The sequence below is a fragment of the Paenibacillus sp. 32352 genome (assembly GCF_002042965.1).
Lineage (GTDB): Bacteria > Bacillota > Bacilli > Paenibacillales > NBRC-103111 > Paenibacillus_S > Paenibacillus_S vulneris.
The window spans coordinates 527,863-554,531 of record NZ_MZNT01000003.1 but is presented as its reverse complement, the minus strand read 5'-3'; the positions used below and the strand labels follow the sequence as shown (position 1 = coordinate 554,531).

23 protein-coding genes are annotated in these 26,669 nt (G+C 49.7%); 3 read left to right on the top strand and 20 right to left on the bottom strand.

Annotation, left to right across the window (positions count from 1 at the left end; genetic code table 11):
* Positions 1-23 precede the first annotated feature (23 nt).
* From B1728_RS10180 to B1728_RS10165, 4 genes are all read right to left on the bottom strand, one after another.
* A complete protein-coding gene (locus B1728_RS10180; protein ID WP_079910069.1) occupies positions 24-2,126 on the bottom strand; it encodes a glycoside hydrolase family 31 protein in 2,103 nt (700 codons plus the stop codon).
* 123 nt (positions 2,127-2,249) lie between these two features.
* Entirely contained in the window at positions 2,250-3,272 is a 1,023-nt protein-coding gene (locus tag B1728_RS10175) for a response regulator transcription factor (protein ID WP_079910068.1), read from the bottom strand.
* 280 nt (positions 3,273-3,552) lie between these two features.
* A complete protein-coding gene (locus tag B1728_RS10170) occupies positions 3,553-4,806 on the bottom strand; it encodes a DUF445 domain-containing protein (protein WP_079910067.1) in 1,254 nt (417 codons plus the stop codon).
* Between the two features lie 148 nt (positions 4,807-4,954).
* Positions 4,955-5,917 (bottom strand): bile acid:sodium symporter family protein, encoded by a 963-nt coding sequence (locus B1728_RS10165; RefSeq protein ID WP_079910066.1) that lies wholly within the window; start codon positions 5,915-5,917, stop codon positions 4,955-4,957.
* 310 nt (positions 5,918-6,227) lie between these two features.
* Here B1728_RS10165 and B1728_RS10160 point away from each other — a divergent pair, with 310 nt between their 5' ends.
* Positions 6,228-7,181, top strand: coding sequence for a phospho-N-acetylmuramoyl-pentapeptide-transferase (locus B1728_RS10160; protein WP_079910065.1), 954 nt, complete (start codon positions 6,228-6,230; stop codon positions 7,179-7,181).
* 116 nt (positions 7,182-7,297) lie between these two features.
* On the opposite strand, the gene B1728_RS10155 is transcribed toward B1728_RS10160, so the two are convergent.
* From B1728_RS10155 to B1728_RS37200, 6 genes are all read right to left on the bottom strand, one after another.
* On the bottom strand, positions 7,298-7,810 hold the full coding sequence (locus tag B1728_RS10155; protein WP_079910064.1) for an adenine phosphoribosyltransferase: 513 nt from the start codon (positions 7,808-7,810) through the stop codon (positions 7,298-7,300).
* Entirely contained in the window at positions 7,807-10,251 is a 2,445-nt protein-coding gene (gene recJ / locus B1728_RS10150; protein WP_079910063.1) for a single-stranded-DNA-specific exonuclease RecJ, read from the bottom strand. Before recJ ends, B1728_RS10155 begins: the two co-directional genes overlap by 4 nt.
* A 168-nt stretch (positions 10,252-10,419) precedes the next feature.
* Positions 10,420-11,367 carry a cation diffusion facilitator family transporter gene (locus tag B1728_RS10140; protein WP_079910061.1) on the bottom strand — a complete coding sequence of 316 codons (948 nt, stop codon included), beginning with the start codon at positions 11,365-11,367 and terminating at the stop codon, positions 10,420-10,422.
* A 65-nt stretch (positions 11,368-11,432) separates the two neighbouring features.
* The gene (secF, locus tag B1728_RS10135; RefSeq protein WP_079910060.1) at positions 11,433-12,347 is read right to left on the bottom strand and encodes a protein translocase subunit SecF; all 915 of its coding nucleotides are present in this window, start codon (positions 12,345-12,347) and stop codon (positions 11,433-11,435) included.
* Entirely contained in the window at positions 12,337-13,563 is a 1,227-nt protein-coding gene (gene secD, locus B1728_RS10130) for a protein translocase subunit SecD (protein ID WP_079910059.1), read from the bottom strand. Before secD ends, secF begins: the two co-directional genes overlap by 11 nt.
* 116 nt (positions 13,564-13,679) lie before the next feature.
* Positions 13,680-14,111: a post-transcriptional regulator gene (locus B1728_RS37200; protein WP_306293518.1), complete on the bottom strand. Its 432-nt coding sequence runs from the start codon at positions 14,109-14,111 to the stop codon at positions 13,680-13,682.
* A gap of 201 nt (positions 14,112-14,312) precedes the next feature.
* Here B1728_RS37200 and spoVB point away from each other — a divergent pair, with 201 nt between their 5' ends.
* The gene (spoVB, locus tag B1728_RS10120) at positions 14,313-15,878 is read left to right on the top strand and encodes a stage V sporulation protein B (protein WP_079910177.1); all 1,566 of its coding nucleotides are present in this window, start codon (positions 14,313-14,315) and stop codon (positions 15,876-15,878) included.
* Between the two features lies 1 nt (position 15,879).
* Here spoVB and B1728_RS10115 read toward each other — a convergent pair whose 3' ends face one another.
* Both B1728_RS10115 and B1728_RS10110 read right to left on the bottom strand, forming a co-directional pair.
* On the bottom strand, positions 15,880-16,557 hold the full coding sequence (locus B1728_RS10115) for a DUF421 domain-containing protein (RefSeq protein WP_079910058.1): 678 nt from the start codon (positions 16,555-16,557) through the stop codon (positions 15,880-15,882).
* Positions 16,558-16,694: 137 nt separating this feature from the next.
* Positions 16,695-18,017 (bottom strand): ArsB/NhaD family transporter, encoded by a 1,323-nt coding sequence (locus tag B1728_RS10110; RefSeq protein ID WP_179135964.1) that lies wholly within the window; start codon positions 18,015-18,017, stop codon positions 16,695-16,697.
* A gap of 180 nt (positions 18,018-18,197) precedes the next feature.
* Here B1728_RS10110 and B1728_RS10105 point away from each other — a divergent pair, with 180 nt between their 5' ends.
* Positions 18,198-18,557 carry a TIGR04086 family membrane protein gene (locus B1728_RS10105; RefSeq protein WP_079910056.1) on the top strand — a complete coding sequence of 120 codons (360 nt, stop codon included), beginning with the start codon at positions 18,198-18,200 and terminating at the stop codon, positions 18,555-18,557.
* A gap of 72 nt (positions 18,558-18,629) precedes the next feature.
* Here B1728_RS10105 and yajC read toward each other — a convergent pair whose 3' ends face one another.
* The 8 genes from yajC to B1728_RS10065 all read right to left on the bottom strand — a co-directional run bounded on the left by yajC (position 18,630) and on the right by B1728_RS10065 (position 26,656).
* Positions 18,630-18,950 carry a preprotein translocase subunit YajC gene (gene yajC, locus B1728_RS10100; protein WP_079910055.1) on the bottom strand — a complete coding sequence of 107 codons (321 nt, stop codon included), beginning with the start codon at positions 18,948-18,950 and terminating at the stop codon, positions 18,630-18,632.
* Positions 18,951-18,981: 31 nt separating this feature from the next.
* A complete protein-coding gene (gene tgt, locus B1728_RS10095) occupies positions 18,982-20,124 on the bottom strand; it encodes a tRNA guanosine(34) transglycosylase Tgt (RefSeq protein WP_079910054.1) in 1,143 nt (380 codons plus the stop codon).
* A 23-nt stretch (positions 20,125-20,147) separates the two neighbouring features.
* Positions 20,148-21,218 carry a tRNA preQ1(34) S-adenosylmethionine ribosyltransferase-isomerase QueA gene (queA, locus tag B1728_RS10090; RefSeq protein WP_079910053.1) on the bottom strand — a complete coding sequence of 357 codons (1,071 nt, stop codon included), beginning with the start codon at positions 21,216-21,218 and terminating at the stop codon, positions 20,148-20,150.
* 6 nt (positions 21,219-21,224) lie between these two features.
* Positions 21,225-23,378 carry a SpoIID/LytB domain-containing protein gene (locus tag B1728_RS10085; RefSeq protein ID WP_256865315.1) on the bottom strand — a complete coding sequence of 718 codons (2,154 nt, stop codon included), beginning with the start codon at positions 23,376-23,378 and terminating at the stop codon, positions 21,225-21,227.
* A gap of 60 nt (positions 23,379-23,438) precedes the next feature.
* A complete protein-coding gene (ruvB, locus tag B1728_RS10080) occupies positions 23,439-24,443 on the bottom strand; it encodes a Holliday junction branch migration DNA helicase RuvB (RefSeq protein ID WP_079910052.1) in 1,005 nt (334 codons plus the stop codon).
* A 150-nt stretch (positions 24,444-24,593) separates the two neighbouring features.
* Complete coding sequence (gene ruvA, locus B1728_RS10075) at positions 24,594-25,226, bottom strand: Holliday junction branch migration protein RuvA (RefSeq protein WP_079910051.1); 633 nt, start codon at positions 25,224-25,226, stop codon at positions 24,594-24,596.
* Positions 25,223-25,726 carry a crossover junction endodeoxyribonuclease RuvC gene (ruvC, locus tag B1728_RS10070; RefSeq protein ID WP_079910050.1) on the bottom strand — a complete coding sequence of 168 codons (504 nt, stop codon included), beginning with the start codon at positions 25,724-25,726 and terminating at the stop codon, positions 25,223-25,225. The genes ruvA and ruvC overlap by 4 nt, the downstream gene beginning before the upstream one ends.
* 255 nt (positions 25,727-25,981) lie before the next feature.
* On the bottom strand, positions 25,982-26,656 hold the full coding sequence (locus tag B1728_RS10065) for a BofC C-terminal domain-containing protein (RefSeq protein ID WP_079910049.1): 675 nt from the start codon (positions 26,654-26,656) through the stop codon (positions 25,982-25,984).
* Positions 26,657-26,669 lie beyond the last annotated feature (13 nt).

Genomic DNA, 26,669 nt, shown 5'->3' with positions numbered 1-26,669 from the left:
GAACTCGTCCTGCTGCTTGTCTTTCATTCGCCACGATGATGGAAAATCCAGGTAAATGTACGGTAAGCCGATGACCATTCTTCATCGACGGCGGAGACATTTCCACTTAACGTGCCGTCTGCTTGAGCTCGCGCCTCCAGCGTTCTCCATCGATATGCCCCTGTTTCATAGGCGAAGCTGACTCCATCATCATCGAAAAGCTGAAACCTCCCGGGGGCATCGCCATAATGATGCAGCTCCAGATCGACGGATTCTCCTGCTGCCGGGGCATGCTGCATGACGGGCATCATTGGAAGGATCGCGCCGTTCTTTACAAAGACCGGAATTCGGTCCAAGCCTGCGCTAACCCGGATGGTACGGCCGCCTTCCCATCGTTCCCCGGTTTCAAAGTCGTACCATACGCCGGCAGGCAAATAGACGTCCCGCTCGCTCTCCCCCTCAAACAACGGGGCGACAAGCAGAGAATCCCCCACCATAAATTGATCATCCACATCCGTATCGATGACTCCGCCGTACGCAAAGTCAGTGGAGTCCAGCACATGCTCTCCGCCCGCCAAGCTAGAATCAGTACCGCTTTCCAGCTGCATGGCTCGAATCGGAGGAATCCCTTCGAAGCAGTACCGGGCAAACGCAGAATACAAGTACGGCATGAGCCTCATCCGCAATGTGATGTATTTTTTTACAATCGCTTCGACTTCAGGAAATGACCATGGCTTCGTTCCATCCGCCCAGGCATTTACCATAGCGAGCGGCGAGAAGCATACGACCTGCATACGTCGTACCCAGTCCTCAGCATTGCGCGCTTTACGAACCTCCGGAGTCCACAGCAGACCGCTAAAGCTGGAGCTACACATCCCCCTTACGAATTGACGATGATCGTACAAATCCGAGTATAGAACATACGGCAGCGAGGATGCCGCTGCAGATGAGGCTCTGGCAAGCCCGTAGGTACGGCGGTTTTTGCTGCGGTACACGTCATCGGTCATCTTCTGGATCATCAAGCCGTACAGTTGTCGCATCTGCTCACCGTCCGCTCCGGAAGGAAATGTGGCATGGGCCGGATAAATCCACGAATTGCGAGTCAGTTCGCTTCCGTCGCATTCGTCGAGCTTGTAGCCGGATACGCCGATATCTACATGCTCCGTCTCGTGCTGCTTCATATAAATTTCTCTGGCTGACTCGAGCGTGTAATCGGGCACGAGACCATGCCATACAGTGTGTGAACCGGACAAAGGCTTCAATGGTTCATAGATGGATGCATCTGGAGATACATAGGGATGCTCCCACAAGTTAATTTGAAATCCCTCTTCGGCCATTCGCTTAACAAAGCCCTCAGGATCGGGGAATCTTTCCTGATTCCATTCATAGGTGACGGGATAGCTTTTGCTGTGCCAGCCGGGCTCCAGGCCGATAACGTCGCAGGGGAATTCCCTTTCCCGGAACGACATCGCTTCTGCCACGACCTGCTCATCCGTATAAGCTTTTGGCACCCGGTGCCAGAACCCGAGTCCCCATTTCGGCGGAAGGACTCCTCCCCCATGGAACAGATTGTACCGTCTCACCGCGTCCAGCGGCGTCGGGCCGCCGAAAATAAAGAGCTCGGCTCCCGGTTCTTGAATAACTATCTCCACGGTGTCCGACACCGGAGTGGCCTTCCAGGATTTGTCCGCATTGCGGTCCTTGGCTTCCCCGCTTAAGCCGCTGTCCAGGCTGACGGCCGAGCCGCAGTAGATCGATACGATCCGCGATGTGTTCACCATAACGCCGTAACCTTTGCTTGAGACGTAGAAAGGTACCGGAGCATGGGTTTCTCCGGTGTCCTGTTTCGGATCGCTGTTTACTCTAAGATACCGGGTCCGTCCGCGATGATTAAGCTTCAGCAGCTGCAAGCCGAGGCCATACAGCTTTTCCTCCGGCTCGAGAGGCAGTGTAATGATCGTTTGCCTGGCTGTAGCTTCAATACGGATTTTGTCCGCATCCAAGGGGAAAACGGCTTCCTTCATGGCCGTCAATGCCTCGGTCTTCGGCGTTCTATCCATGACGGACATGGCGGATAATGAGAATGGCTCCCCTTCTTTCGCAGACCAAATGCCGGGTGCAGTTTGTTTCCATTTACTATGCGTCATAAGTACATCTCCTCATCCTAAATACTATTTCTATGTGTGCCATAATAGCTGATGATACATGAAAGCGATTTCTGGATGATTGATGAAGCTCGGTAGCATGACTTTCTCCCTGATCCGGTTCCTTTATTTTATTCCTAGCATTTGCCGATACTCGGAAGGGGAGGTTCCCGTCATCTTCTTGAATATTTTGGTAAAATGGGGATAGTTTTGATAACCTATCTCCATCCCTATGTCTGCGATCTTATAATGCGGCAGCTCGAGCAGTCTTTTGGCTAATTCGATTCGTTTCTTCATCCGGTACTGGACGAACGTTTCATTCGTCATTTTTTTAAAGAAATAGCTGAAATAGGTGGGAGCAAGACCGACCTTTTCCGCCACTGCTTCCAAGCTGATTTCTTCGGCTATATGCTCATCTATGTAGGCTTTGGCCTCTTCAAAAACGCTTTTCTGATTGCCGCCCCGCCACCGGACCAGCTGGTCGCTTAATTGAGTCAGCTCGGATTCAAATAGCTCGAGCACAGCCTCATGGCTTAACCTCGTTGTAAAAGGGGACCGGATGACGAACGGAAGCAGCTCTCGCCTGTTTAATTTTTTTATTAAAGAATGTAACGCGTTCTCTGCTGTTTGCTGCAGCTGCTCTGTCGTCAGCCTTCCTGCCAGGTCATCCCCCCTCCATCGTCTGAGCAGCCGGTCCAATCCATCGAAATCAGCGGTCCATACAGCCGCCTCAGCTTGCTCAAGCCAATCTTCATATGCGGATATCGATAGGGAGGCGCTCTTCTCTTCATGAAGGAAACGATCAAGCACAGGGTAAAGCTCTGCTTTCGTAACCGGCTTTAACATATATTCCTTCACCCCGAAGGTCATGCATTTCTGCGCATACGTAAAGTCGCCATAGCCGGAAATAACGACCATTCGAACTTGCGAATTCATTTGTGAGATGTTTCTGCACAGCTCCAAACCGTCCATCTTGGGCATTCGAATATCCGTAAATACCAAATCCGGGTACTGCTTGCGAATCAGCTCCATCGCCTCGATCCCGTTTGGAACTGCATGTACTTGAATCGATTGGCTGTACTGCTTGATCAGCTTCATTAATCCGGCGCGGATCACAGGCTCGTCGTCGACGATAAGGATATGCTTCATCCACTCATCCCTTCCATCGGCTTCCAAGATGCTTCATGACATCGTTGGCTGCTTGATAAGGCTTGTCAAAGACTACGAAACCATTGCAAACGTTAAACATGCAATAACAGCGCTTACATTCCATGCAAAATTTGGTGCCTGACCATTATTTTACTACAATGTGAAACATTAGGACACCCCCTATTCACCATTATCAAAAAAGCCGACCCGTGAATATTTCCGGATCGACTTATGAACTGTCCCGAAGCTAGTAGCCCCTTCCAATCTGTTATATTCAGCTTTACCCGATAACTGCCTTTACCGCCGCGAGTCCAATACCGATCAGAAAACCGCAAATGGCACCGTTGACCCGTATCCACTGCAGATCTTTTCCTACCTTGTCCTCCATCAGCTGAATCAGCGTCTCATCGTCAAACCGATCTATATTTTCTTTAATGAGTGCGCCTATCTTGTGATGGTTTCCTTCAATCCAACGGGCAATCTGCTCGCGAAGCCCAAGCTCCAGCCGGTTAAGAAGCTCCGTATCGGATTCGATCCGTTGGATAAGCTTCGATGCGAACGGAATCACATAAACCTCGGCGAACGACTCCTCACGAACCCACTCCAGCGCTCGATGCTGAAGCTTTTGCAGCAGCTCCAGCAGCTTCTGCCCCAGATTCCATTGGGCGACAAGCTGATCCTTCAAATTCACCATTTCTGCAGCCATCTGATCCCGGTGAACCGGATTGTCCAGCCAATAGCGCAGGGCATGGATGACCGCTTTGCGGTTGGCGTTGTCCTTCATGCGCAAGCCTTCAATGCCGGTCAGGATAAATTGTTGAATCAAGCCTCCCAGCTTTTCTTCATTAAAATACCCGACAAATGCATTCAATGCGAACTGCATGAACCCGTTGGTCTTGAGATGCGTCAGTGCCTGCACCGCCATCATTCCCATCCTGTCGCGAATCTCCTCTTTCATAACGAGCTGTTCGGACAAATCGAGGACGAAGTCAAACACTTTTTCATCATATTGCCTGTCATAGACTTGCTCTAATAATGCATCAAGTAAAGCCCTCATATCTAGAGCTTCCAGCAGCTTATGAATTTCTTTTTCTCCATAGGCCGCAATGGTTTCCAATGGTAGCTGTGTAATCAAATATTCGCTGATAGCAGCGATGCCGGATCTCGCCCCCGGAGATGCCAGTTGCTCCTCTGCTCCCCGAAGCAGACGAACGACCAATGGAACTTGAGACAGCTTGTCCATAATGCTTTGCTTGCTCAGTAGATCGTCCTGGATCGTAGTGATGAAGGCTTTGGCCACTTTATCCCGATTTTTGGGCAGCAGCGCCGTATGCGGAATAGGAATGCCTAACGGATGACGAAAAAGCGCAGTCACCGCGAACCAATCCGCCAGCCCGCCTACCAGACCTGCCTCAAACCCGCTTTGGGCAAAACGAACCCAGGAACTGGTCCCGTCCAAAAATAATGTGCCTACGAAGCCAGCAGCCATGACCCCGAGCGATAATGTTGCCGTATGCTTGGAATTTCCACTCACTTGAATTTCTCCCTCTTGTGTGCAGCCGGTCTATACCGGCGTATGTTCTGTTTCCTCTATTATAGAACATGTTAAGGAAAAAAAATCAATGCCGTATCAATTATTTCCTTTTCCGACAGGAAAAAATGGCTTTTTTGCTTGCTTACCTTCACGCTGCCTGGGACGGCTCATTTTTCAAGCCATACCGTTTATTCAAATTATGCCCGTACATGGCGGCCAACAGCTGCTGAAAGAGCATCCCCGCGATAACCGGAAGTACGACCGGCGGAGGGAAAAAGTTAATTGCCAATACAGCTCCCGCACTCAGATTGCGCATTCCCGAATTGAAGGTCAGGGCTACGGTCACGTCCTGATCCCATTTCATGCCCCGGGAGACGAGCCATCCGGCCAAATAGCCTATAGTGGCACAGACGAAAGCTACTGCAATGATCACAATCAGCTTGGCGTTCATCTCCTTTAAATGAGGAGCCACGACCGAGCTGTTAATAGCTACGACGATAAACAGCCCGATCTTTGTAAAAGGAGCGAGCCGCGGACCCCAGACCTTCTTGATCTGTCCTTTGGTCAGATGATTCAATATCATTCCGACAACGGAAGGGACCACAACCATCCACAGCAGACCGTTCATCATAGCCAAAACGTCCAAATGGACCTTGGCTCCGACAATCAGCGATAAGCTGAGCGGAACGATAAACGGGGAAAGCAGCGTATCCAGCAGGATCAACGCCAAGGTTAATGCAATATTGCCGCCGTATATGGTTACCCATACCAGGCTTACCACTCCTGTCGGAATGACAAACAATAGCACAAATCCGGTCTGAGTCAAATCATCCCCTGGAAACGCCAGGGACCCTGCGGCCCACCCCAGCAGCGGCATAGCGATATGCAGAATCAAGAACGTTGCAATAATGGGCAGCGGGTGCTTCATGACTTTGCCCAAATCACGGAAATTGGAGCCAATGCTCCCCGCAAAGGTCATCACAGCGAAGATCCACGATACAAGAAAACTCAATGAGTGCAGCCAAGCCGAGCACAGCAAGCCTACTACCACAGCTGTTGGTGTAAGAAGCGGCATGACCTTTTCCAAAGCCTTGTTCAATTTGTTTAGCATACCCAGACCTCTTTTGTCGTCAACTTTTTGTGTATTAACGTTCATCCTTCAACGATACTCCAATTAACTCATTCTATTCTAGCACAGATTTGCTGCCCGTTGGCTTGTTTTTTACAAAAGTAGGCTAATGATTATGCTTCATTAGAGCGATGTTCTGAAGCACTTTCCAATGCTCAAGCCTTCAGGCTTGTAAACCGGAAAAAATACCGCTCCATTTTTCGCTTTTAAATTGACGCCGCTTCCATAACAATAAGATAAGACTTGCCTCCCGATCTCCATCCCTTACCCTTCAAAAGGAAGTGAATTCTCCATGCTTCTCCATAGCGTTATCTTGTTCAGCCTAACCTTTGTGCTAGTGGCCGTGTTGTGCCCTGTTTTGATTATGGGTCTGCGCACGTTCCGTTTAATCCAGCCGATCCGCTCCCAGCTCCCATCCAACCATCAGGCCAAACGGGGAACACCGCTTATGGCAGGCATTATCCTCATCATTGGCACCGTTGTGCTTCTTCTGATGAATCCCGGGCCTATCGCCTACTTTCTCACTATTGTGTTCCTGCTGTTCAGTGTCATCGGCTGTATTGACGACATGAACAAGGCTGTCCTTCAGAATCCGGAGGGGATTCGCGGAACGACCAAGCTGGCTCTGCAATTTGCTGCGACGGCTGCCATGCTTTATTATTACTTTCACCTCGCCCCCCTGGACTCGAGTATAAAACTCCCGGGTGGTACGGTGCTGGATATTCATCCTATGCTGTACATAGCGGCTGCGCTGTTATTTATTATCGGCACGGCCAACGCGGTGAATTTCACCGACGGTCTGGATGGACTTCTTATTATCACGTCCATTCCTACCTACCTGTTCTTTTTCGCAATATCCGGCTCCTGGGAAGTTCAGCTGTTCTGTCTCGCTATGATTGCGGCGCTGCTCGGTCTCCTGATGTATAATATGTTCCCTGCCAAGGCTTTCATGGGCGATACCGGGTCGCTTGCTATTGGCGGATCGCTGGCGTTTTTGTCAGTAATGGAAAAGGTAGAAGTGCTTATTCCCCTTCTCTTCTTCATCTATTTCGCCGAGCAGCTGTCGGTCATTTTACAGGTCATGCATTATAAGAAAACCAGGCTGCGGCTGTTCAAAATGACCCCGATCCACTTTCATTACAGCTTAAAATACGGCTGGAGCGAAACCAAGGTCGTCTGGTGCTTCGGCGCTGTATCCGCGCTTTGTGCTTTCGTTAGCTGGATGCTGTGGAGATACGCCATGTAGTGATCTACTGTCCTGCAGGATGAGCCCACTTGAAGTGAGCCTTGTCTTCGATGCCGGTTAAGGTACTGCAATATTAAAAAACTCCTGATACCCTAGCGTATCAGGAGCTTGCCGTCTTAATATTTTACCAAAGAAATAATATCGATGTTACCCAGCTTGTCACGGCCGTTTAACTCTTCAAGCTCAATCAGGAACGATGCTCCTACAACCTCGCCGCCAAGCTGCTTAACCAGGTTGATGGAGGTTGCGATGGTGCCGCCCGTAGCGAGCAAATCGTCCGCAATGAGCACTTTTTGCCCCGGCTTGATGGCATCATCATGCATCGCGAGCTTGTCTTTGCCGTATTCCAGCGCGTAGTCTGCTTCAATAGTTTTTCCCGGAAGCTTGCCGCTCTTACGTATAGGAACGAATCCGACTCCCAGCTCTACCGCCAACGGAGCACCGATGACAAAGCCTCTTGCTTCCGGACCGGCAATCAAATCAATTTGCTTGCCTTTCAATTGTCTAGCCAACTCTTGAATCACTTCTCTATATACCGGGCCATTGTTCAACAGCGTCGTAATGTCCTTAAAGCTGATCCCCGGCTGCGGAAAATCCTCGATGACTCGAATATACTCTTTGAAATTCATATAATTTCCTCCAATGATGGTTTCGTTTGATTGTGAAGCTGATGCAGCCACTCCACAAGCTGTTGTGCCGTAGAGTATAGAAGAGCTTGCTCCACATCCAGGCTTTGCTGCCTCTGCTGATACAATTTGGATGTGGTCAAATCTTTTTTGGCCGGATTCGGCACAGGCACATAGCCTTCTGCTGAGCGTCTGATGAAGCCTAATTCAATAAATACGTCCAGTATGAACAGGATAACCTCCTTCGAATACCCTGAACGCCTGGTTAAAGCTTCCACAAAATAATTCGCCTTTTGTATTGGCTCCCCTTGCTTTTGAACCGCCGCATACACGGTTTTGAACATATCCCTGCCTGGTAGCGTTCCTTGCTGCTGCAAAGAACCCGAAAACACGGCATACCAGCGCTCTACATGCTCCGCCGATGATATCGCCCTCTCAAACGTTCGGAGCGAATCCGGCAAATCATACAGAATCATATCCGTGATGCCTGACTTCTTTTGCTGGCGGGCAAGCTCGTTGTACGGCACAAAAGGCTCCGATCCCGACATATCGACTCCCCATATCGGGTAAAGCTTGGAGTACTTCATTCTCAGCTGTTTATCCTCGGTGGCAAATGTCAATACCGAAGGGAGCTTTCTGTCTTCTTGAGCAGAATTCAATTCAGCCAATCGATCGGTTAAGTCCATCAGCTTGCTTTCCAGCCGAGCAACGCCACGCCAATCGAACAGCTGTATGTATGGGATACGTACATCCTGAATCATTAACTGCGGTTTGCGCACGCCGTTCCATTCATTGATCGATAGCTCCCCAAGTACATCCATGGACGCCGTAGGGGAGATCCACGGAAGGACCGATGCTTTATTAAAGCCTACGGCATCCAATGCTGCCGAAGCTTCCTCTGTACCTTTCATTAAGGTCATCTTGATGTGCTGCTGGTCTTTTCCGATCGTCCGCATCTCCTGGCAGCCAACGTTCGTAAATACGAATTTGGGCATCGGATTTCCCATGCCGAATGGACCTAGCTGCTCAAGCTGCTGTATCGTCTCTACTCCTACATCATCAAGTGAGCCTTCTATGTCCGCATGGATAAGCGGAATAAAGTCCTCGGGACCTAACCATTCCTCCACCAAGACGTTGAGTCTGCGTTCCAGCTCGGGTAAATGATCCTTAGAAAGGGTCATCCCCGCGGCGGCCTGATGCCCGCCAAAGTGCTCCATCAGATCGTGACAGTGCGTCAATGCCTGATACAAATCAAATCCGGCTATAGAGCGGGCCGAGCCTTTGGCCATCCCCGTCTCTTTATCTATACCAAGTATGATGGTGGGACGATAAAATTTATCCATCAGCTTGGAAGCAACGATTCCAATCACACCGACATTCCATTGTTCATGGGCCAATACAATCACTTTTTTCAGGCCGTCTGCTTTCTGCTCTTCAACCATGCTCATGGCATGCTTCGTCATTTCATCGACGATCCGCTGCCGCTCTTTATTCAATGCATCCAGCTCGTAAGCGAGCGTCTCCGCTTCCTGCTGATCCTCTGTAATCAGCAGCTTTACCGCATCGTCCGCGTTGTTGAGCCTTCCGCTCGCGTTGATCCGCGGCGCCAGGGCAAACCCGATGTGGGTGGAATTAACATCCTTCATCTGAATCCCCGCTACATCCAGCAGCGCGCGAATCCCCCAGTTGGTCGAGCTCCTCATCCGTTTAATGCCCTGCTTTACTATAACACGATTCTCCCCTAACAGCTGCATTAAATCAGCTACCGTCCCAATGGCGGCATATTCCAGCAATTCTTCCGGCCAACGGCCCAGAAGAGCTTGAGCGAGCTTTAGTGCTACGCCGACCCCGGCGAGATGTTTGAAGGGATAAGGGCAGCCCGGTTTCTTGGGATTAATAATGGCATACGCCTCGGGTAAAAGCTCCGGCGGCTCGTGATGGTCCGTGACAATGACATCGACTCCGAGCTCTGCTGCGTAGGCAATTTCCTCTACCGCGCTAATTCCTGTATCCACCGTTATAATAAGCTTAACCCCTTGCTGATGGGCTGACTCTATTGCCGCTTTATTCAATCCATAGCCTTCCAATACACGGTGAGGAATATAATAATCAAATGAAGCATGAAGCTGCCGCAGCAAATGAACCATTAAGGTAGTACTGCTAACTCCGTCCGCATCGTAGTCTCCATAAACCCGGATGTATTCGCCCCGCTCCAATGCTTGACGAATCCGCAGTACAGCACTCTCCATACCATCTAAAAGGAACGGATCGTGGATGTGATCCGTTCCTCCATTTAAAAAAGCGGCAGCATGTTCTTTATCGGTCATTCCACGGCCTACAAGCAGACGGGCCACCAAAGGGGATATCCCCAGTTCTTTGGCAAGAGCTTCGGCCTGCCTTTCGTCCGTCTCGCTTATGTTCCATCTTGCTCGTGCTTGAAGCATGCTGTCCCTCCTTAGAGCTTTCCTTTAGGAAAGCTTTCTTCGTAAGCGCTACTGAGCTTTCCGTAAGGAAAGCTATCTTCATAAGCGTTGCTGAGCTTTCCGTAAGGAAAGCTATCTTCATAAGCGTTGCTGAGCTTTCCGTAAGGAAAGCTGTATAAACAATAATGATCAATGAACCACGCTGGTAAAATGTTCCTGGTCAAGATCGGCATTTTTATAAGGATATTCCGAATCATAAGGGTTCACCTGAATATGAACCTCGGAAATATGGATAAATCGTTTCATAAGTGTGTACTTCACTTTTTTGGCAATATCATGTCCCTCAAATACGGAAATTCTAGGATTCACACATATTTTCACTTCTACGATCACATAATGACCACGTTCCGTAGCCCGAAGATCATCTACGGCAATAACACCCTTAACGGCCTGTACAGCGCCGATGAGCTCTGCGGCATCTTCTTCAAGCAGCATCCGTTCCGCAACGCTTTCGGTAATGCTCATGACGAGCCGGCTGCCCATTTTGAAGATCATACCGGCAATGAACAAGCTGGCTATTGGATCTAAATAGAACAAATAAATATTTCCCAGGTAATGACCCCAAATCGCACCGCCTGCGCCGGCAAAAGCGATCAGTGTTGATAATAGATCGGACCTGAGTCCCCTTGCGTGAAACAATGTGTTGGTGGACGAAGCTTCTTTACCCCAACGATGTTTATATTGAAGCACTGCTTCCTTGATTACGATAGATGCCGCGATCGCTATCAATGTAAGGGTTCCGGGAGGTGACTCGACACCATAATATATTGCTTTGACCGACGAGATGGCGAGCTCCAATCCAACCAGCAGCAGCATTACGGAAACAATAACAGCTGCAGCCATTTCCGCTTTGCCTTGTCTCTTCCTATATTCCTTCTCCGATAGGCCGTGTCTGGAGCGCCCTTTGGATAGAGCAAGAGAACCAGCGGCCTCGGACGCCGTATGTACCGCATCAGCGAGAAGTGCTTTACTTCCGGATATGTAGCCGAAAACACCCTTCATGACTGCCAAAGTAATTTGACCGACAAAGCTAGGCCATTCGCCGTAATGCGCTTTTTGTAACCGCTCATTAGACATGAAGCCACTCCTCAAGTGAATTGTATAGAAAGGCCGCGGAAATATTCATTTCGCGCGGCCAGCTATTATTCTTTTACTGCGGCAGCCCGCGTTTTAGAACCAAGTGATTTGTTTTTCAACAAGTACCACAATGGAGTAGCAATACAGATGGATGAGTATGCGCCGGACGCCAAGCCTACAATTTTTGCGAGAGCAAATAGCTTGATAGCTTCACTTCCGAAGATGAACAAACATAGCGCGGCGATCAAAACCGTAATAACGGTGTTAATATTCCGTGCCATTGTCTGCCATATACTTGCATTAAGCATATTGGACAGATCTTCGCTTGTCTTGATTTTTGTAAAGCGCTGATTTTCACGTACACGGTCAAAAATAACGATTTTATCGTTAATGGAATAACCGATCGTCGTCAAGATAGCCGCTAGGAACGGCAGGTTAACCTCAAGACGGAAAATAGAGAACACCGCGATAACGATAAATGCATCGTGTAGAATTGCGATAATGGCGGCAACCGCAAACCGCCACTCGAAACGAATGCTGACATAGATACAAATGGCCAAGCTCGCGATACCGACAGCGATCATCGCTTTAAAGCCTAATTCTCTGGCAATGTCAGGTGATACCGTATTGACCTCTTGGGAAACCTTGTCCCCGAAAGTAGACACCATAGTGGAATTGATCTTTTTTATCTCGTCATCGGAAAGAATGGTATCGAAACGAGCGGAAACATGATCATTGTTCGTACCGCTAATGGTGGTTACTGCGGGTTTAATGCCCGTGCTATCAAAGGCTTGGTCAACCTTCTCCTTCGTTACGGCTTGGCCCATATTAATGTCCAGCGAGGTTCCTGCTTTAAAGTCGACGCCGTAGTTCAGATTCATCACGACTAATACAATCAACCCAATCAGCAGGATCGCAATAGAGGTCATAAAAAACTTATTGCGGTTTTTCATGAAGTCAAAGTGATTTTTATAGTCCACGAATGTCCGACTCCTTTACACCGTAATAAGCAGGTTTTTGGAACAGCTTGCTCTTAATAACCATGTGAATATACCAACGGGACAGGAAGACGTTGGTCAAAATACTGAGAATAATACTCATGATCGTCGTCAATGCAAAGCCTCGAATCGCACCGTTACCTACATAATAAAGCACGATGGCGGAGATAAGGTTCGTGATGTTCGCGTCCATGATAGTACGGAACGAATGCTTGGAACCGGATTTCAGAGAGGACAGCAAGCTCTTGCCGCTCCGAATCTCTTCCTTGATCCGTTCATACATAATGATATTAGCATCGACAGCCATCCCGATCCCGAGAACGAAAGCCGCAATACCCGGGAGCGTCAGGGTCGCTTTCATCAAGTAGAAGGCCCCCAGCAGCAGGAACGTATAAGTGATCAACGTAATGGCTGCAATAATACCAGGCAAACGATAGAACACGAGCATGAACACAAGAATCAGGATCGCGCCGATCAAACCGGCTTCAACTGTTTGGTGCAAGGACAGCTGACCTAGAGATGCCCCTACCACCTGGGTATATTTTTCAGTGAGCTTCAATGGAAGAGCGCCCAAGTTGATCGTGTTAGCTAATTCGGTTGCTTGCTCAAACGTGTAATTCCCCGAAATCGTAGCATTGCCGTCGGTAATGACTGCGCTGACGATAGGTGCAGACAACTGATTTTCATCCAAATAAATGGCCAGCGGCTGATTTAACAATTTTTCTGTAACCGCCTTGAACTTTTCCGGTTCTTTGACTTTAATACTGATCATCGGGCGGTTCGATTGGTCGAAGCCCACTTTGGCGGCACCTTCCACGAAGTCACTGCCGAGCATTTCCTTCGTACCGTCCGGACCGCGGAATGTCAGCTCCGCCGGCTTCTTGATAACTTTCCGAACTTCTTCTTCGTTCTTCACATCGGCGAGACGCACACGGATACGGTCTTTACCCTCGGTCGTAATTTCTGGTTCTGCGATACCGAGGCTATCGGCCCTTTTCATCAGGCTGTTCGCCGTTTGCTTCAATGACTCCATAGTGACCGGTTTTCCAGCCTCTATAGGTTCAGCTACATAAAGTATTTCAAAACCACCCTTTAAGTCTAAGCCGAGCTTAATGTTTTTTACTAGTCCCGGAGTTAGCCATGCAAACAGGCCAAACGAAAGGACTACCACTAGCAAAAAAGCCACGATCCGTTTCATCTAATAACGATCTCCTTCCATACTCAATATGCCTATTATACCTACCTGCGAAAAACGAGTCAATTTGACAATTAATGGCATCTCGAAACCTTATCACAACAAATAACCCTTTCCGGCTATTTGAAAGGGTTGGTTTTATAAATGCTCATTGTCATCCAGTTCATAAACTGCGTCACTTTTAACGATAAAATATCGTTGACCACTTTATGCAGCGGGGGGGTGCCGGTCTTTTTATACTTGTCGCTGACACACTCCCAAATTTCCATCCCGGTAACATGCTCATACCCAATCATCCTGAATTCCTCGGCCTTGCTGTTGCAAATGTCTTCGATTACTTCGTTCAGCTCCAGATCCGACAGGGCTTCCCATTCTTCCTCAGGCTCCGGTTCCGCCATACATTCCAGCGTGTCGCCTTCATCGTCCGGTAACGGCTCTATCGGCGGCTCTCCAGGCTCCGGCATCTCTTCCTTAGGCCCCGCATCAGCAGATCCTTCATTATCACCAGCCGTTGCCTCCAGCTGCTGTGTATTCAGTTCCTCATGTTCCACGACCATCACCCTCCTGCACTACAGCGTCGCTGTTACACTTATTCGCTGTTCCCCGTCCATTTCCTTCCTTTCTTGTCCAAGAAGTTGTACAAAAAATGTCATGCGGTAGGACAGGTCCAGCATATTCATGAAGTATAGCTAATGGTGCATAATGCGAGAATTGATCCCCATCCAAACCAAAGGGAGGAAGAAGGCGTTCAAGTGACCAAACAATCATTTATCAAAGGCACGCTCATTCTGCTTGCCGCAGGCATTATCAATCGCATCCTTGGCTTTATCCCCAGAATTACGCTGCCAAGAGTTATCGGCGCCGAAGGTATCGGCTTATATCAAATGGGCTACCCGTTTCTTATCGTTATTCTTACATTAATTACCGGCGGTATTCCCATCGCCATTGCCAAGCTCGTTGCAGAGGCGGAAGCGGAAGGCGATGAAGGCCGGATTAAAAGAATATTTCGAATTTCATTTCTTTTTACTCTTTCAATCAGCTTGCTGTTTGCTGTTGCCAGTTTTTTTGCCGCCAAATGGATATCGACGCATTTATTAACCGATTCCCGTGTTTATTATACCTTCCTGACGATGACCCCGATCATCTTGATCGTCGGCATCGGTTCCGTCTACCGCGGATATTTCCAGGGCAGACAAAATATGATACCAACAGCACTCTCACAGGTTGTTGAAACGATCGTTCGCATCTTTACTGTATTGGCGTTCGCTTATGTCTTGCTGCCTTACGGAATTGAATATGCGGCGGCAGGCGCTATGGCCGGGGTTCTTGCAGGCGAGATTGCGGCGCTGCTTGTATTATATCATCAGTTTCGAGCCAATCGGAGATTGTCCAGGTCTGCTCCAGCAGCTAATATCGGCACATCAGCCATGCTTGGACGATGGTCGAATCTGAAAACGCTCCTCAAGCTCGCCATACCGATTACCGGAAGCAAGCTGGTCGGCTCGTGCTCTTATTTTTTTGAATCCATTATCATGGTTCGCAGCCTTGCTATCGCCGGAGTAGCTACGAAGGTTGCCACTGCGCAATATGGCGCTCTTCAAGGCATGGTAATGCCCATCCTGATGCTGCCCAGCGCCTTGACATATTCCTTGTCGGTATCTTTGGTTCCTTCCTTATCGGAAGCAGCGGCGCAAAACGATATAAAAACGATCCATTCCCGTCTTCATCAGTCACTAAAGCTTGCATTGGTGACAGGTGCCCCGTTCGCCATGATTATGTTCGTGCTTGCCGAGCCGCTGTGCCGCTTCCTGTACGGCCAAGCCCAGGTAGCCTCCATGCTGAAAATGATGGCTCCCGTTGCACTGTTCATCTACTTTCAAGCGCCGCTTCAGGCGACGCTTCAAGCCTTGGAAAAGCCGGGCAGCGCGCTGGTCAATACACTCATCGGCTCAATTGCGAAGCTAACCTTAATTTATGTGCTGGCAAGCAATCCCAAGTTCGGCATTCTGGGCGCTCTGATGGCCATTAATTTGAACATCGCGCTCGTTACTCTTCTTCATTGGCGAAGTGTGGCCAGGCTCTTGAACTTCCGGATGGATATGACTGATTTTGCCAAAGTCGGCGCAGCAATGGCGCTTTCCGGTTGGGCCAGTCATGTGATTATGTACACAAACTGGCTGGAGCACGAGCTGATTCGGTTTTTGGCCGCTTCTGCTGCAGGTATTCTGATCTATCTCGTCTGCTCGGTATTGTTTAAGCTTATCGATCGCAATGACCTGCTAAGAATCATCTGGCTCGGGCGGAAATTTGTAAAATAAGCTAGCGTTTTTTATCGATGAACCATTTGCCCCGATGATCAATTGTACAGAAAAACACATCCTTGAAATCTTGTATCCCCTTCGCCTGGAGCTCACTCTTTAGCCAAAACCTCGTCTTCCCGAGCTTTTCCAGGCTGTCATCCTGCACCTTACCGTCCATAATGAGCGGCAGCGGCAGGCCTTCATACCGGATTTTAAACTCCTGCTTGGCGGCGGGCTGACTGCGCTCAGAATCCTTTTCGACCACAGTCAGCTTGCCCGATGGCTCCAGGATGGCAAACTCCACGTCGGCCACATCCACAATCTTATTCTGCCTGAGCTGAAGTAGCAAGTCGTCGAGATTGTAGCGGTGACGCTTCATGACTTCCCGGTTCAGCTTGCCGTTTTGAATGACCATCGCCGGCCGCCCTTCAAATACTCGGCGCAGCTTCTCATTTTTCAAAGACACATAGGCAATCAACATTTGAATCAAAACCAATGTGACCATAGGCACGATACCTTCTGCCAAAGGCTTCCCCATATCCTCCAATACAAACACAGCAATTTCTGCAATCATAATGGAAATAACCAAATCAAAAAGCGAAAGCTTACCGATCTCCCGCTTCCCCATAATGCGCAAAGTCAGGAGAACGATAAAATACACGAGTACGGTGCGAAAAAAAAGGGCCAACATCTCCATGGTTTCACTATCCTCCTACAAGCATTGGCTTTAGCAAAGACAGGACGGTTCCCATGGGTATTTTGACCTTAAGACAATGGAGTCATACGGTAAGGAAAGTAACGAATTGTTGGCAAACGCCTTCTGTAATCCTAAATTTAGAAGTACATCCACATGATATAACCAGTTGATAAGACCAGAAGCAATAGGGTTAGCGGCAATGCGGTTTTCATATAGCCCATGAACGAAATTTCATGCCCCTCCTTCATCGCCAAACCGGCAGCAACCAGATTGGCGTGCGATCCGATTATCGTAGCGCCTCCGCCAATACTCGCACCTATCGCTAACGACCACCAGACCGGATTAAGCTCCCAGTCATTAGCCAGGTCCATATGAGCACCGATATTTTTAATCAATGGCAGCATCGCCGCCACAAGCGGAGCTTGATCAACACCCGCCGAGATGAATCCTGCAACCCACAGGACGAGAATGGAGACGAACATTTCATTTCCCGAGGTAAGCTCCATGCCCTTGACCGCAATGGCCTCGATGACCCCGGTATTCACGAGCCCGCCTGCAAGTACGAATAATCCGATCAGAAAAAATAACGTCCCCCACTCAACCGTATGAAACACATCCTCCAACTCTTCTTTCTTTCGGATGGTTAGCAGAATCAGGACAAGGGCGGCCGCTATGGCTATTATAGCAACGGATATGTGCATTTGCTTATGAAAGAGGAAGCCTAGTATGGCCAATCCCCAAACCGCCGTCGTTTTGACGACTAGAGAACGATCTTTAATAGATGCTGCAGCATCCAGCTCCCTCCATTCCTCCGAAGCTGTTTCAATCTTCCGCCACTCCTTCATATACATTCTATGAAGCACAAATAACGAGACGGCAAAGAGAATTACGGATAAAGGGGCAACGTGAAGTAAAAACCCGTTAAATGTTAGCCCGGTAAGCTTGGACGAGCCTATCATCATATTCGGGAGAGAACCTATTAAGGTTGCGCTTCCGCCAATGTTGCCGCATAGCATTTCCGTCATGATCAAAGGAATCGGACTTACCCCTATTGCCGCAGCAATACGAACCGTAACAGGGACCAGCACTATGAGGACGGTAACAGGATCCAGAACTGCCGAGCCCGCCGCCGTTATAACTGCGAGGAGCACAAGCAGCTTTGACGGATTGCCGTATCCTTTTTGTACGAATTTTACGGCGAGATATTGAACTATGCCCGTTCTGCCTGTTATTCCCGAGAGAAGCATCATCCCGAAAAGTAGTAAGACCGTTTCCCAAGCAATGTGAGTCTGATAAGCGCTTTTCCAATCAACAAGCCCCAAAATAAGTACCAGAACCGCTCCCCCCCACGCGATATATGCGCGACGGATCAAACCGATTTGGATTAGCCCATAAGCGATCATGAAAATAAGTGCAGATACAACCATTTGCCATAATGAAGCCGACTGTATCGTGTTCAACTTTATCCCCGCCTTTCTATATTCGTTCGTACGGTTGGTTCCATTTGGCGGCATCCGGTAATGGATTTAACCGATATTTTACCTAATTTCGCCAAGCTGCGTCCAGAACAACCTGTACTAATTTTATGTACGTGCCCATACAATGATGATAAATGGTTTGGATTGGGGGAAAAGTCGGCGATGAGGCGCTCACCTTTATTATCCGGTTTGGTCTACTCCATGATCTTCATGATATTTGGAACGCTCATGATCTCTTTGATCATGCTAGCTACGAATGTGCAGGAAACATCCTTATTCGGTTATACCATGTCCATTCACGGCGTCTCAATGTTTATCGGGGGCATTGTGTCCGGCAAACGGAGCGGAACAAGAGGCTGGTATCACGGCGGCATGTTAGGCGTCTTTTACTGCCTGATTGTGGCTATTGTAGGGTTTCTCGCTTATGACACAGGAATAACGGAACAAACCTTGTACTTGCTCGGATTAACCTTCGGTACCGGAGCGCTAGGCGGAATGCTCGGCGTTAATTTGAAAAAGTAACGGGTAAAGCCACAAAAAGTAAAAATGCGAGTCCCCCTTCTCAGGAGGCTCGCATTTTTCGTGTGCTGCCGCTTACTTCTTATCCTCGCTTGAACTGCTCTGTACCGAATTAATTGCAGAACGTTCGAATGTAAGCTTCGTTACATCATTGACCCGGAGAATCACCGTATCGTCTCCCAGCTCCAGAATGGTGCCGTGAAGTCCGCCGATGGTTACTACCTTATCGCCCTTTTTCAGGTTGCCCAGCATCATATTCCGTGTCTTTTGACGTTTTTGCTGGGGACGAATCAATAAGAAATACAAAACAACAAACATTAACACTAATGGACCGTATGTATACAAATACCCTTGAAGCCCGCCTTGCGCCGCTGTATCAGCCGCTGCTAACAACATACCTTATCCCCCCTTTCCCTATACTATACGTTTAAAATCCTTTTCCGTTTTCACTCATTCCGTATTTTTCGAAAAAATGATCGCGGAAATCCAGCAGCCGATCCTCTCGAATCGCTTGTCTTACTTGACGCATCAATTCCAGTAGAAAATGCAAATTATGGTACGTTGTGAGACGTATACCGAACGTTTCATCCGCCTTGATCAAATGCCGGATATACGCGCGGGAGTAATTCCTGCATGTGTAGCAAGAGCATTCCGGATCGAGCGGACCGAAATCTTCAGCATACTTGGCGTTGCGGACAACTAGCCTTCCCTCACTGGTCATCGTGGTACCGTTCCTTGCAATACGCGTCGGAAGGACGCAATCAAACATGTCGATCCCCCGAATCGATCCCTCGACCAAAGCATCCGGTGACCCCACTCCCATTAAATAACGGGGTTTATTAGCCGGCAGCATAGGCACCGTGTAATCAAGAACTTCATACATCAGATGCTTCGGCTCGCCGACGCTCAATCCACCAATAGCATACCCCGGGAAATCCATGGAAGTCAACTCAGCAGCGCTTTGTTTGCGCAAATCCTCGTACATGCCTCCCTGAACGATTGCAAACAAAGCCTGATCTTCAGGGCGGGCATGGGACTTCAAGCAGCGCTCTGCCCAACGGGTCGTACGTTCGAGGGACTGCTTCGCATAGCTGTGCTCTGCCGGATAGGGAGGGCACTCGTCAAAGGCCATCATGATATCGGAACCAAGCGCATTCTGTATTTCCATCGCTTTTTCCGGCGAGATGAACAGCTTGTCTCCATTCAGGTGGGATCTAAACGCGACCCCCTCTTCAGTAATCTTTCTCATTTCACTTAGACTGAACACTTGGAAACCGCCGCTGTCCGTCAAAATAGGACGGTCCCAATTCATAAACTTATGAAGGCCGCCGGCCTTCTTGACAAGGTCATGTCCCGGACGAAGAAACAAATGGTATGTGTTGCTCAGAATAATCTGGGCATCCATCTGCTTCAATTCTTCAGGGCTCATCGTTTTCACTGTTGCTTGGGTGCCCACCGGCATAAATGTCGGAGTTTCGATTACCCCGTGGGGTGTATGTACCCGGCCTAGCCTGGCGCCGGACTGCTTGCATGTTTTAATATGTTCATACCATACTGCTGCCAATGACATTCACTTCTTTCTTTTCCTGCTGATTAATATATAAACATCGCATCGCCAAAGCTGAAAAAGCGGTATTCCCGTTCGACGGCTTGACGATACGCCTCCATAATCTTTTCCCGGTCCGCCAGAGCACTGATCAGCATGAGCAGTGTCGATTTGGGCAAGTGAAAATTCGTCAATAGAGCGTCTACAATCTGGAATTCAAACCCCGGATAGATGAAAATGTCAGTCCATCCGCTGCAGGCTTGAAGTCTGCCGGGTTCACTGTTCACCCTCGAAGCCGTCTCCAGCGTTCTTGCCGAGGTCGTACCAACCGCAATGACTCGCTTACCGGATGCTTTGGCCTCATTGATCATTGCCGCCGCTTCCGGGCTGACCTCGTAATACTCCTCATGCATCCGATGTGACTCTACATCGTCAACAGACACCGGCCGAAAGGTACCGAGTCCAACATGAAGCGTAATATACGCTAATTGTACTCCTTTTTGTTCCAGCCTATTCAGATACTCCTTCGTGAAATGAAGCCCTGCCGTCGGGGCGGCTGCGCTGCCTTCATGCTTTGCGTAGACGGTCTGGTAACGCTCCCTCTCAGGAAGCTGCTCCTTTATGTAAGGAGGAAGCGGCATCTGTCCCAACCGATCCAGCAATTCCGGGAAAATTCCCTTATAAGCAAAGCGAAGCACGCGTCCGCCCATCTCGCTCTCCTCTTCGATCGTAGCCGTTAGAAGAGCAGACCTGTTCCCTTCCTCTGATGTCTCGGAATCGTCCTCTCCGAAGAGAATAACGGCCCCCTTCTTCAACCGTTTGCCGGGCTTGACCAGCGCTTCCCAACGGTCGTTCTCCAGCTGCTTCAATAGCAGCACTTCCGCCTTCGCTCCGGTATCCGCCTTGACACCAAAAAGCCGGGCTGGTATAACCCGCGTATCATTCAACACGAGAACATCCCCGGCTTCCACATAGTCGATTAATGCTTCAAATGTTTGGTGCTGGATCGCTCCGGTTGCTTTGTTCAATGTCAATAATCTGGACGAGGTCCGGTCCTTTAAAGGAGTTTGCGCAATTAGCGACTCTGGTAATTCATAATCAAACTCTTCTACCTGCATAGTTCGTCATTCCTTGGTTATCGAGACTCCTACATAGTAGGTCTGCAATATTTTTTTATAATCATAGCCTAATTCGGCGTAGCCTCTCGCACCCCATTGGGACATTCCCAGTCCGTGACCGTACCCTGTCCCTCTAAAAATATACTGGTTTTTTTTGTCAACAAGCTTCGCCTTGTTGTCTCCATTCAATATAAACAGCTGGGAGGCTGAAGCCACTTGAGGCTCCGACCCGCCCGCCGCGACATAGACTGCCGGAGAGGCTGCGGATTGGCTGCGAACCGTATTGTCGGCTCCCAATATAGTATACCTTCCTGTTTCTTCAATATCAAACCGGGTGCTTGGCAACCCGTTGAACAAGGTGCGCAGCGCATCCGGGTTGGCCGGCTTCATAACCTGGCCATTGGCTTTCATTTCTGTAACCCTGCCCGATTGTCCCCTTTGGGATATTTCGAGCTTATCCAATGCGCCGGCAATAGGCTGGCTGAGTACGGTGTTCACTTTGTCCTTCAGCTTGTCCGCATCGTAGGGGCCGCGTATCCAGGAAAATGCATTGGATTCGATCGCTTGGTCGAATACAATGAATCGGTCCCCGATATCCACTTTAAAGGTGGCCGGATTGGAAGCATTGTCCACGAATGGAGCGGGCCTTACACTAACCCCCGTTCCTGTGGAAACGTAATACGGGAGACCTGCAGCGTTCTTCTCCCCTGTATCGCGGGCATAGGAGGAGTGGATGTAGCCTGTTTGCCCGTTCGGAAGCACGATGCGGTACCAGGGAGCCTTTCCTTTCTCCGCACCTTCGTCCGGACTCGGAACGCTCTGCAAATAAGCGACCTTATTCCCCCATACTTCAGTTGACTCTGCAGTCATTCCGCCTGCATTCGAGTAAAACAAGGGTGAAATCAAACCGTTCTTGTCCTTTAATACCTCGCCTTGCGTGGCTTGAACTGCGGTCAATGCGGCAGGGAATTCCGCCCCCGCCCCATGATAGGCCTGATCCACGGTAGAATCGGATACATCAGCAATCTGGTACTTTACTCCCTGCTTCAGTACATATGTACGCGCCGCTACCGCTTGAGCCTTCAATGCCTCAATGGGCCAGTCTTTATTGAGCTCCGAGCTGATGACGGAAGCCAGGTACTGGTCCATTGGAAGTTCATTGATGACTGCCAGCTTGGAGTTGAATCGGGAGATTTCGAGGCTCCCTTTATAAGAGCGTTCAAAGCGTTCTCGTACCGATACTGTATCCGACAGTTGGGGAGTGACCAGAAGCTTCGAGGAGGAATTCCCCTCCGTTCCGCCTCCCAGCATGAAGTAAGGAACAGCAGCCAGCGTTTCCGATTCCATATCAATCTGTGAACGTTTCATTATGTATGCCGCCGCAGAATCGACGGGCTGTAACACGAGACCCGGTATTGCGGCATTGATCTTTTGCTTGGCGGTACTCAGCTCAGCCGAAGTCGTTGCTGCGGAGACGAATACGGCATAGGCGGGAGCTCCGGCCGCCGTGTTCAGGTAAGATACGGCAGCGTCAAAACCGGCGGCACCGATGACCGCTGCCTGTGCAGCCGCCTCCGCCTCGGTGGCGTAGCTGCCGGCGTTCCAGTGCAGCGGACCGGTAACGCTTGGCGTGTATCCCTTGATGAAGCCGCTGACCCCGGACAGGCCCGAGGCTTTCGTTAATGCGGCTTGAGCGGCATCACGGGAAGCATATGGCCCGAGCTCGATCTGATAGGATGCCGCTCCTGATTTGTTGCCCGTTACAAGAACGGCATCCTGTTTGGCTGCGGCCAATTTATCCATGATCGTCTTGGCTTGGGCTTTGTCGGCGCCTTCCCATAGTAAGGCGTGGTATCCATCCAAGGCTACCCCTGCCGTAGTTTTATCTACAACAGTGAATGCCGGCTTGGAGCCGTCAGCACCTCGCATCGCAACATCCATCCCTTTGGCAGACGATAGAGTTACGTAAGGTGTATTCACAGAATATTTCCCGGTATCGATAAATAAGGCGACCCGCACCATATCCGTCTTAGCCGAATCCGCGTAGACTTTAGGCGCAAAGCCGTTAATTCCATGGAACGCACTGAATCCTGCGGCAGCAATGCACATGCTTATATATAGCTTTCCAATCGAACCAAGTGAAGGCTTAAGCTTCCTCAATTTCAGCGTTCCCCTCTCTGACGATGATGAGTGCACTCTTCTCCTGCACCTGTAATATTGCTAGCGGTTGTCCGGCATAGGCAGCCCCAAATGGCTGTAGGCCAAATGAGTAGCCATCCGTCCGCGGGGCGTCCGCTGCAAAAATCCGATTTGCAGCAAATACGGCTCATATACATCTTCTATCGTTTGGCTTTCTTCTCCGATCGTAGCGGCAATGGTATCCAGCCCGACGGGGCCGCCCTGGAAGGTGAGTATAATCGCCCGCAGCATCTTATGATCGATCTCGTCCAGCCCCAAATGATCGATTTGAATCCCAAGCAGCGCTCTCTGCGCAATATCCAGCGTAATGATGCCGTCGCCCTTCACTTGGGCATAATCGCGTACCCGTTTTAACAGCCGATTGGCGATACGCGGCGTTCCGCGGGATCGTTTCCCGATCTCCTCCGAAGCCTCTCCGACAATTTGCACCTGCAAAATGTCAGCCGTGCGGCTGACAATGTACGCAAGCTCCTCAACGGTGTAGTACTCCAGCCGGCTGACCACCCCGAACCTGTCGCGGAGAGGAGCGGATAAGAGCCCGACACGGGTGGTTGCCCCCACCAGTGTAAAGGCTGGCAAATCAAGTCTGACCGAACGCGCACTCGGCCCTTTGCCGATAATAATGTCGAGCGCAAAATCCTCCATTGCTGGGTACAGCACTTCTTCAACCGTACGATGAAGGCGATGAATTTCGTCGATAAACAAGACGTCGCCTTCCTGCAAATTGGTCAAAATGGCTGCCAGATCGCCGGGACGCTCAATCGCAGGTCCGGAGGTGGTACGCACGTTCACTCCCAGCTCATTTGCGATAATGTTGGATAAAGTGGTCTTCCCGAGACCGGGAGGGCCATATAAAAGGACGTGATCCAGCGCTTCCTTCCGCATCTTGGCTGCCTCTATATAAATCTTCAAATTTTCCTTCGCTTGAGCTTGTCCGATATACTCGGCCAAATATCTCGGACGCAGGCTTAATTCCATCCCCTGATCTTCCATCATCAGGTTGGCAGAAATGATCCTGTCTTCCATGGTTGTGGTCCTCCTTAAAGTTTCGCGATGGCGAAACTAGGTTCGTAAGCATTCGCTTAAAGTTTCGCGATAGCGAAACTAACTTCGTAAGCATCCGCTTTGAGTTTCGCGGTCATTTGAAGCTGAAACGAATGCTCCTCACGCTGCAGCTTATCTCGTCGCTTGCTGGTACAAGGCTTGCAGAGCAAGCTTCATTAACGCATCTACCGTCTCGCCGCCCTGCAGCTTCGGTTTAATCGCTTGACCGGCCCGGTCTGCTTCCGCCTCCGTATACCCGAGAGCAAGCAGAGCCGCCTTGGCCTCGCTCCAGGCTGTGCCGCCTTGCGGTGCATCCGATACTTCTGCTCCGCCTGCATATACGAGCGAGTTCCCGATCGATTGCATCCCGCCGAGCTTGTCCTTCAAATCCAGTATCATTCGCTGCGCCGTCTTCCGGCCGATCCCCGGCAGCTTCGTCAGGAAGCTGATATTCTCCTGCTGAATAGCTGCCGCAATCACTTCCGGTCGTCCCCCTGCAAGGACGCCGATCGCAACCTTTGGCCCAATCCCGTTCACATCCAGCAGCGTGCGGAACAAGGCCTGCTCTTCCCGGCTTGTAAAGCCGAACAACAGATGAGCATCTTCACGCACATGATAGTGAATGTACATCGTGATTTCCTCGCTATTGCTCAGCTGTACCGAGAAAGGATTGGCGCAAAAAACACGATAGCCTACACCGCGTACATCCAGGACGACATATTCAGTTTCTCTATGTACAACGTTACCTCTTAAGTAATCGATCATCTTTTGTTTACCTCGTTTATTTTTTGATGGAGTGTCGAGGAATGGGCATGGCAAATCGCCACTGCCAAAGCATCAGCGACATCGTCCGGCTTTGGAACGGCGGACAAATTCAAGAACATGCGAACCATTTCCTGCACCTGCTTTTTCTCCGCCTTCCCATAACCTACGACCGCCTGCTTCACTTGCAACGGCGTGTATTCTCCTATAGGAATTCCTTGCTGCACCGCCGCCAGCATCATGACCCCTCTTGCCTGGCCAACCGTGAACGCCGTAGTCACATTCCGGTTAAAAAACAGCTTCTCGATCGCCACCGCATCCGGCTTATATTTGTCTATCAGCTGCACCGTTGCGTCATAGACCATTTTCAATCTCAATGCCCCATCCGTATGGGCTTCCGTCTGAATACATCCGTATTGAACCGGCACCAGCCGGGACCCTTGCTTATCAATAAACCCGAAGCCTACAATCGCAATCCCCGGATCAATCCCCATAATGCGCAAAATGCAGCACTCTCCCATCCTACAAAACCGAACATATGTGTTCACATGCCATTATAGCAGATATTACCGCGCATGAACACGCCCTAAAGGACACAAATTCCCCCTGCAAAGCCATCCATGGCTGCAGTGTTTTCATTAACAACCCGCGCCCTGACATTGCCTTGGCGGTAAGCCCGGGAATCTATAAGCTTCTCAATAAAAAAGAAAGACGACTCGTCACTCTTCCAACGAATCGTCTCTCTTTTGTTTTTTCGTTCAGTGCAGCGCTTTGGCCTGGTCCTCCACTGCAAAATCGGCAAAGGTCGATAGCACGCTGTTATACTCATCCAAATTGCTTACCGGAATTCCGCGGTAGAGCTGCTTTACTGTCTCTCTCGGCAAGCTGCTTTCCAAGAATTCAATGTTTAGCTGGAAAAAGGTTCTAAGCACCTGATTACTTTCGGGCACACCCTCGAATAAGGAAAGATTTCCCTTACTATCGAGACCGAAGTAGGCATTGGACTTGCATTGCGGTGACAAATCATCGATTTGCTCGGTAAAATAAACGTCCCCGCCCTCTCCTATCGACACGGTTAGCGTAGGGTGCTCTTTATGATACTGTAATATTTGCGCAGATGTCATTCTTCCCAGCATTTGGACTTCTTCTCCGCAGACATACAGCTTCCTGGCATAAGCTCCACGCTGCCCCTCGATTTGCTTCACCATAGCCTGCACTTCATCCTCCCTTTGCAGTGTTGGACGGATTTGTGTTCCGAACACCGGCTGATCCCCTGGAGACCATTCCAGCTTATCGGTGCCTGTGCCGCCTTTTAGCATAATAAAAGCAAGTGAGGACATGCCGGCTACGAATACAATGGCCGCCAAAGTGAGCCAGCGCCGTTTCCAACGAAGCTTTTTCTTAATTCTGTTCAGCAAGCTTAGAAGAATCATCCGAATCCCCTTC